This is a genomic window from Psychrobacter sp. ENNN9_III (assembly GCF_001462175.1).
In the GTDB taxonomy this organism is placed as follows: domain Bacteria; phylum Pseudomonadota; class Gammaproteobacteria; order Pseudomonadales; family Moraxellaceae; genus Psychrobacter.
In genome coordinates this window covers 1-7,376 of record NZ_LNUO01000189.1, presented here as the reverse complement: position 1 = coordinate 7,376, position 7,376 = coordinate 1, and the positions used below count along the sequence as shown (strand labels likewise).

Below are 7,376 nucleotides of genomic sequence, written 5' to 3'. Positions count from 1 at the left end.
ACTGCTACGATTGAGTACAGCAGTTGTGCTACGTTTAAACGTAATTATTCAATGTACCAAATAAACTAATCGTTTTCTTTCACTCTAATGGAATAGCTAGTCATATGAATATTAACTTTCCTGACCTTGAAAAGCTCATCAAAATAGCTGAACGCTCTAACATAAATTCCTTAGAAGTAACGGATGGTGACGCGTGCATCTCTATAGTATGTCGCTCTGATGACAACAAAGATATCAGTGATAACAACAATAACAACAAGCGCAATCTTGCTAGCACCTCCGGCTCAACACAGCGAACAATGACAAGCGCTGAGAGCAGTCAAAACGCTGTTAATGATAGCGATGCAGTTCTCAATAAAAAAGAGGTAAATGAAGACGCCCAAAATCGAGTAACAGCACCTATGCTAGGAACTTTTTATCGGCGCTCAGAGCCTACTGCTGACGAGTTTGTTAAAGCAGAGGATAAGGTAGATGAGGGACAGACGCTATGTATCATCGAGGCTATGAAAATGATGCATGAGGTCAAAGCTGATTTTGCTTGTACTATCAAAGACGTACTAGTAGATGAAGGTGATGTCGTAGAATATGGACAGGCCTTGTTTGTCATTGAACCAGCCAACTGAGATTGGTTCATCTTACTTACTGTATTTTCTATGAAGACCAGCTTAGGAAGACCGACATGTTCTCAAAAATCTTAATTGCTAACCGTGGCGAGATTGCCCTACGCATTGTGCGAGCTTGCAAACAGCTGGGTATTCAGTCAGTCATAGCGCATTCGGAGTCAGATAAAGACTCACTCCCAGTTCGCCTCGCTGATGAGAGTATATGTATTGGGCCTGCTAATGCAACACACAGCTACTTAAATCAAAGAGCCATTGTCGCCGCGGCAAAAATGACCAACGCTGACGCCATTCACTCAGGCTATGGGTTTTTGTCCGAAAATGCTGAATTTGCAGATTTGATTGAAAAGTCTGGTCTCATTTTTATCGGACCGACCGCAGATAATATCAGACAGATGGGAGACAAGGTCGCTGCCAAAAAACAGATGATTGCCGCAAGTGTGCCTTGTGTGCCGGGTTCCGAAGGTGCTTTGCCCGCAGATAGCGCTCAGATAATCAAGATTGCAAGTGATGTTGGCTATCCCGTTATTATTAAAGCGGCGAGTGGCGGTGGTGGCCGCGGTATGCGCGTCGTAGAAAAAGAGGCCGATTTATTATCCGCTATTTCTATGACGCAAACAGAAGCCAAAGCCAATTTTGGTAGTGCTATTGTTTATCTCGAAAAGTACCTACAAGCGCCGCGCCATATCGAAATCCAAGTGCTATCTGATACCCACGGCAATGCTATCTATCTTGGTGAGCGCGATTGCTCTATGCAGCGCCGCCACCAAAAAGTGATAGAGGAAGCGCCAGCGCCAGGTATCACAGATGAACAAAGACAGCGGATAGGTCAAGCTTGCGCGACTGCCTGCCAACAAATGAAATATAGAGGTGCGGGGACGTTTGAGTTTTTATACGAAAATGGTGAGTTCTTTTTTATCGAGATGAATACACGTATTCAGGTTGAGCATCCAATCACCGAGATGGTCACTGGGGTCGATATCGTCCAAGAACAAATACGAGTAGCCGCAGGGTTAGAGCTTGCGCATAAACAAAGCGATATCGTTATCAATGGACACGCTTTTGAGTGCCGTATTAATGCTGAAAATCCGGATACCTTTTTGCCCAATGCTGGCCGTATAGATTACTGTCATATGCCAGAAGGGCTTGGTATTCGAGTCGATAGCCATATCGAGTCGAACTATACCGTTCCGCCCTCTTATGACAGTTTAATAGCGAAAATATGCGTGCATGATCACTCAAGGGAGGCGGCGATTAAAAAGATGCAAGCGGCCTTATCAGAAGCGCAAATTATAGGCATTGATACCAATATCAGCCTTCACGAGCGGTTGTTTAAAGATAAAGCGTTTTGTCAGGGTCAAGTGAGTATTCATTATCTGACCGAATGGATAAAAGAGAATATCTAAATTGAGCTTTAATATTTCTAAAAATAGATCTGAAGCCGAAATGAGAAACAAAGATAACGGAGCGTGTGGTAATGGAATTACAATGGCAACTATGCAGTGAGACCAATCTAACTTTGTTTTTCCCTAAACCTATAACGTTAGAGAAGCAGCAACAGTGCTGGGCGCTCGCCGATACCATACAGCAGATGCCAGAAGTCTTAGAAGTCGTCATCGGCATGAATACACTAAGTGTCTTCACCGTCTCCTTAACATGGGTGGAGCTTGAAGCGTTTAAAGATAACCTATCAGCTTTGCTTAACGACATTCCTTCAAAAACCATAAACGGTAAGCATGTTGAAATCCCCGTACATTATGGCGGCAAATATGGCCCTGATTTAAAAACACTGGCCACTGAATTGGGTCTGTCCGTTGAAGCGGTTGTCAAGTTACACACCGAGGCGACTTATACGGTTTATTTCATTGGTTTTCAGCCAGGCTTCCCTTATCTTGGCGGCTTATCTGAATCCTTATATTTTCCAAGACATGCGACCCCAAGAACAAGAGTGCCTGCAGGTTCGGTCGGCATCGGTGGTGAACAAACCGGTGTCTATCCCTTTGAATCCCCAGGTGGTTGGCAGCTGTTAGGCCAAACTGATATACCTTTATTTGATTTAACAAAAGCGTCGCATGCTTTGCTTAACGCAGGCGATACCCTGAAATTTACCGCTATTGATATTTATGAATAAAACATCTTTAAATCAGATATCTGCTAATAACAATAAATAGGTGCTATCAATGAAGATTTTAACCACGAGTGCGCTTGCTAGCATCCAAGACTCAGGACGATTTGGCTACCGAAGCATGGGCGTGGATAGAAGCGGGGTGATGGATAGCTGGGCTTTGCAAGCGGGAAACGCGTTGTTAAAGAACGATCTTAACGAGCCTGCTATTGAAATAGCGGTCGGTAGTCTTACGGTACAGTTTGAAGAGGACGTCAGTTTTTGCTTAACGGGTGCGCTGTACGAGGCATATATAGATGATAAGCGTATTCCTTGCTATTGGCGTATTAATGCACAGGCGGGGCAAACGCTTAAACTACTGCGTCCATTGCAAGGTATGTATAGCTATCTGTGTGTACACGGCGGCTTTGATATCGAGCCGGTACTGCAATCGTCGAGCACCAATCTGAAAGCCAGTTTTGGCGGTTTTAAAGGCAGGTATCTTAAAGCAGATGATGTGGTGAAAGTGAGAACAGATTCAAGCTTACGGGTTATAGGGGTGGCTCGCCTTGAGCCGACCAATAGGATTAGAGTAATAAAAAACAGTGAGTACGAGTATTTTACCTCTGCCTCAAAAGCCGCGTTTGAATCACAGCAATGGCAATTACAAAGCAGTAGCAACCGTATGGGCTATCGCTTGGATGGTACCGCACTTGAGTTTAATGAAGCTGTGCAAATGAGCTCGCATGGTGTCGATATCGGCATGATTCAAGTACCGCCACAAGGACAGCCGATTGTTCTGATGGCTGATGCCCAAACGACAGGCGGCTATCCTAAAATTGCGACGGTAATTAACGCTGATATAGGGCTCATGGCGCAAATTCGGTTTGGTAAAAATTGTCAATTTGTCGTCGTAGAGGTAGAGCAAGCATTGCGTGAGCAGCAAAAAAGACAACATTATATTGAGCAAATTAAGGAGTACGCCCATGAAAGTTGATTTAAATGCCGACGTTGCCGAAGGCTGCGGACAAGACGATAAACTATTGACCATAGTAAGCTCGGCTAACGTGTGCTGCGGCTTACATGCAGGCTCCTATGCCGAGATGCTAACCACCTTACAGTTGGCAAAAAAAAATAACGTCAGGGTAGGGGCTCATCCCAGTCTAGACGATAGAGAGAACTTTGGTCGCAGTGATCAAGTTTTGAGTGAGGAGGGCTATCGTGCCTTAATGCGGTATCAGTTGGGCGCAACCAAAGCGCTTTGTGACTTGGTTGGTGTGCCGTTAGAGTATGTCAAACCGCATGGCGCTTTATATAACCAAGCCGCTGCCAATGAATCATTAGCAGATATTCTGGTCAGTGAAATTAAGAGTTTCGACTCCAATCTAAAAGTAATGGGTCTATCAGGTGGCTATCTAGTCAAGTCAGCAAAGAACCACGGTCTAGAGGCGATATCTGAAGTATTTGCCGATAGAAACTATGAAAAAGATGGCACGCTCGTCTCACGTAGCAAAGACAATGCCCTAATAACTGACACGAATGAAGCGACCAATCATGTCATGCAAATGATTACTGAAGGTTCTGTTACCAGTGTATACGGTGAAAAGGTGCCGGTAGATGCCCAAAGCATATGCTTACATGGTGACGGCGAACATGCCATTCTTTTCGCAAAAGAAATAAAGAAGCAGTTAGAACTAAAAGGTATTGAGATATCAGCTTAATATCAGATTAATAATCGCTTGAACCACCTACTCTGTATAAAACAAGGATGTTTATGAGTACCTTAAAAAAACACAATACAGCTTTTACCGAAAGCCTGATGGCAAGTTTTGGTTTTGTTATTTTAATCTCTATTATTATGGATATTGGCGTCCAGCTTAACGTTTGGCGAATAGTAGCCGTGTCTTGGTATCAATTAAGGAGTTTATGATGGATATAGAACAAGTGGCGCGGATAGTTAAACTGGTAGAAAGTAGCCAATTGTATAAAGTAACGATTGAAGCTAGTGGACAGTCAATTACGGTAGTGAATAATGTAAACCAGCAGGGTACTATCCATCCTTTAAAGACAAAGTCCATTCAAAAAACTGAAAACATTGGCAGTGCTCTATCACAGGTGCGCGCGACGCATGTCGGTCGAGTTTATTTAAGTGAAGATGGGGCAACTGATCATTTAGTTAGCAAAGGCGATCGCATTAAAAAAGGTCAAACGATTTGCTTTATTGAAGAATTGACTCGACTGCTACCTGTGGTCAGTGACAAAGAAGGTGTCGTGAGCGATATATTGGTTGAGGATGGGCAAAGTGTTGAATACGGGCAGTCTATTTTAGCTTTGGAAATATAAAGAAATTAAAGTGAGAAAATAGTCTTTATTAAGGCTATTATTTATATGTAGCTTAACTCTTTTTGTTAAGTTGCTTGAAAGGCGGATGACGGATTTATCAATAGTATCTAAAACAGGAATGTATGACATCATGGAAAACGAAACGATATCAGATGTAAAAGGAAGGGTAACTCAACAAGAATGGGATATGCGAGTCAATCTTGCCGCTTGCTACCGACTTATTGCATTATATGGTTGGGATGATTTGGTCTTCACACATATCTCAGCACGAGTACCAGATACTGAGGATGAGTTTTTAATCAACCCTTATGGTTTATTGTTTGAAGAGATTACTGCCTCAAACCTTGTTAAAGTTAATCAAGCGGGCGAAAAAATATTATCATCAGCCTACGATATCAATCCAGCAGGATTTACCATTCATAGTGCGGTCCATGAAGCCCGCGCCGACGCTCACTGTGTCATTCATCTACATACCAGTGACGGGGTTGCCGTCTCTACTCAAGTGCAAGGCTTACTACCTATTTCTCAGCAATCATTATTTCCGTTATCTAACTTGGCCTATCATGATTATGAAGGGGTAGCACTAAACCCTGCAGAAAAGGTGCGACTAGTCGATGACCTTGGCGATGCCAACTTTATGATTCTGCGTAATCATGGCCTGCTCACTTGTGCGAGCACCGTTGCCGATGCGTTTTTATTTATGTATATCATGCAAAGGGCGTGCGAAGTGCAAATTAAAGCCCAGAGTGGCGGTAGTGAGTTGACCCATATACCACCGCAAATCTTAGCTGGTATTAAAGCAGCATCAAATGCAGTCACTAAAGAGGCCAATGGTGATATCGCTTGGCCAGCCTTACTAAGGAAGCTACGCCGTACCGATCCGTCATTTGAGGAGTAATGATTGATGATCACTCTGAATGGCAGCAGCAGGGACAGCTACTCTACAGTTTAGAGAGCGTATTAGCTAAGGTATAAAGATAACATTGAATACTTTTTATATATTGTCTCAGATTAGGCTTGTTATGCATGTTGATTTGGCGCAATATACAATTTGGCTTGTATCATTATTCATTGCTTTGCAAGGTATGGATTATAGACCCCATCTCTGTTTTTAGTGTCGATCAGGGCGACAAGGGATTACTTATATTTTTTAGCTATCACTCGATTTATCACTCTGATCAAACTATAAACATAGTTACTTCTAATGGGTTATCTTATAAATTATTATGATATCGAATCCATTTACTCGCCTTATCAATGTTTGGATTGCTATTCTTGTTATAGTATTACATGGTGTCACTGTATGGGCTATGGTATCTATGAATAGTCCTGAACGTCCTATGATAAATGCTCTCGAGCCTAAGACAATTCAATTAGAGTTAATAACATTATCAGCACTATCCAACGAAAAACCTGACGTAAGACCAAAACTCAAGTCCGTTTCTCAACCTCAAGAGTCATTGCCACCAGTACAAGAAGTAACTGAGCAAACTGAAAACATCAAACTTACCAAATCTGCCAAGCCCGCACCCATATTAGAAGCTATAGAACCTGAATTAAAAGCAGAACCATTAAAGCCCATAAAAGAATCTGTCATAGCTACAAAAGAGCCTAAGTCAAATCAAGAGACCAAGGATTTTTCATCAGAGCAAAAGCTAGTAATCACAGAATCAAGAAAAATATCGAATGCCAAAGATGAGGCAGAGTCAGATTTATCCGCGATGATTCTGGCCGTGACAAAACAGTTCAATCGCGAACAAGCTATACAGCAGCAAGCTGTTCAAAGTCAGTCTAATAGGAAGCGTATCGAACAAGATAAATTGCAGCTGCAGGCGGTTAATGATGCCGTTTCTAAAGTGTTGGCAACAGATCAAGCGAGTGAACGAAAACCTGAACAATTAGCTCCAGACGACAAAATTGATGAGAGTAGTGAAGTAGTACCGTTTTTGGAAGAACAAGCCAGTTGGCTTGGCGAATACGAACCTAATACTAGCCTTCCGCTGCTAATATGGCGCAATACTACTGCCCGCTCGGGTGATATCTTTCATGTACTATTGGAGCTACATGTCGATAAAAATGGTCACATTACTGAGGTACAACTACTTCAGTCATCGGGCAATGTAATTATCGATGCGGTAGCAATGATTCAAATAAGAGAAGGACAGCTCAATCCATTTCAAAAAAACGGTGTGCTAGTAAATGCCACTGTACCCATGCAGTTAAATTATGAGATGCCTTGATGTAGACAATTATATCTAAAACTCTGCATATGAATAAAAATATATTTCTTGTCAATATGTTCATACTGA

Annotated in this window: 9 protein-coding genes; all 9 read left to right on the top strand. The window is 42.4% G+C overall.

The features are described 5' to 3' along the window. The first annotated feature begins 104 nt into the window (after positions 1-104). The 9 genes from accB (at position 105) to PENNN9_RS11595 (ending at position 7,307) form a co-directional block, all read left to right on the top strand. A complete protein-coding gene (accB, locus tag PENNN9_RS11630) occupies positions 105-623 on the top strand; it encodes an acetyl-CoA carboxylase biotin carboxyl carrier protein (protein ID WP_058369836.1) in 519 nt (172 codons plus the stop codon). A 56-nt stretch (positions 624-679) separates the two neighbouring features. Next, positions 680-2,026 carry an acetyl-CoA carboxylase biotin carboxylase subunit gene (gene accC / locus PENNN9_RS11625; RefSeq protein WP_058369835.1) on the top strand — a complete coding sequence of 449 codons (1,347 nt, stop codon included), beginning with the start codon at positions 680-682 and terminating at the stop codon, positions 2,024-2,026. Between the two features lie 71 nt (positions 2,027-2,097). Beyond that, positions 2,098-2,751, top strand: a complete 654-nt coding sequence (gene pxpB, locus PENNN9_RS11620; protein ID WP_058369834.1) for a 5-oxoprolinase subunit PxpB — start codon at positions 2,098-2,100, stop codon at positions 2,749-2,751. Positions 2,752-2,800: 49 nt separating this feature from the next. Next, positions 2,801-3,721, top strand: a complete 921-nt coding sequence (locus PENNN9_RS11615) for a biotin-dependent carboxyltransferase family protein (RefSeq protein WP_058369833.1) — start codon at positions 2,801-2,803, stop codon at positions 3,719-3,721. Further along, positions 3,711-4,445: a 5-oxoprolinase subunit PxpA gene (pxpA, locus tag PENNN9_RS11610; RefSeq protein ID WP_058369832.1), complete on the top strand. Its 735-nt coding sequence runs from the start codon at positions 3,711-3,713 to the stop codon at positions 4,443-4,445. The genes PENNN9_RS11615 and pxpA overlap by 11 nt, the downstream gene beginning before the upstream one ends. Positions 4,446-4,498: 53 nt before the next feature. Then, the gene (locus PENNN9_RS12745; RefSeq protein ID WP_156410101.1) at positions 4,499-4,654 is read left to right on the top strand and encodes a hypothetical protein; all 156 of its coding nucleotides are present in this window, start codon (positions 4,499-4,501) and stop codon (positions 4,652-4,654) included. Continuing rightward, positions 4,651-5,067 carry an acetyl-CoA carboxylase biotin carboxyl carrier protein gene (locus tag PENNN9_RS11605; RefSeq protein WP_227511817.1) on the top strand — a complete coding sequence of 139 codons (417 nt, stop codon included), beginning with the start codon at positions 4,651-4,653 and terminating at the stop codon, positions 5,065-5,067. The genes PENNN9_RS12745 and PENNN9_RS11605 overlap by 4 nt, the downstream gene beginning before the upstream one ends. Positions 5,068-5,197: 130 nt before the next feature. Continuing rightward, positions 5,198-5,965, top strand: coding sequence for a class II aldolase/adducin family protein (locus PENNN9_RS11600; RefSeq protein ID WP_058369830.1), 768 nt, complete (start codon positions 5,198-5,200; stop codon positions 5,963-5,965). Between the two features lie 421 nt (positions 5,966-6,386). Next, the gene (locus tag PENNN9_RS11595) at positions 6,387-7,307 is read left to right on the top strand and encodes a TonB family protein (protein WP_075103064.1); all 921 of its coding nucleotides are present in this window, start codon (positions 6,387-6,389) and stop codon (positions 7,305-7,307) included. The last annotated feature ends 69 nt before the right edge of the window (positions 7,308-7,376 follow it).

What these genes read in the sequence shown, in the direction of transcription:
- accB (WP_058369836.1), top strand. Translation starts at nt 105, where the DNA reads ATGAATATTAACTTTCCTGACCTTGAAAAGCTCATCAAAATAGCTGAA.
- accC (WP_058369835.1), top strand. Translation starts at nt 680, where the DNA reads ATGTTCTCAAAAATCTTAATTGCTAACCGTGGCGAGATTGCCCTACGC.
- PENNN9_RS11600 (WP_058369830.1), top strand. Translation starts at nt 5,198, where the DNA reads ATGGAAAACGAAACGATATCAGATGTAAAAGGAAGGGTAACTCAACAA.
- pxpB (WP_058369834.1), top strand. Translation starts at nt 2,098, where the DNA reads ATGGAATTACAATGGCAACTATGCAGTGAGACCAATCTAACTTTGTTT.
- PENNN9_RS12745 (WP_156410101.1), top strand. Translation starts at nt 4,499, where the DNA reads ATGAGTACCTTAAAAAAACACAATACAGCTTTTACCGAAAGCCTGATG.
- pxpA (WP_058369832.1), top strand. Translation starts at nt 3,711, where the DNA reads ATGAAAGTTGATTTAAATGCCGACGTTGCCGAAGGCTGCGGACAAGAC.
- PENNN9_RS11615 (WP_058369833.1), top strand. Translation starts at nt 2,801, where the DNA reads ATGAAGATTTTAACCACGAGTGCGCTTGCTAGCATCCAAGACTCAGGA.
- PENNN9_RS11595 (WP_075103064.1), top strand. Translation starts at nt 6,387, where the DNA reads ATGAATAGTCCTGAACGTCCTATGATAAATGCTCTCGAGCCTAAGACA.
- PENNN9_RS11605 (WP_227511817.1), top strand. Translation starts at nt 4,651, where the DNA reads ATGATGGATATAGAACAAGTGGCGCGGATAGTTAAACTGGTAGAAAGT.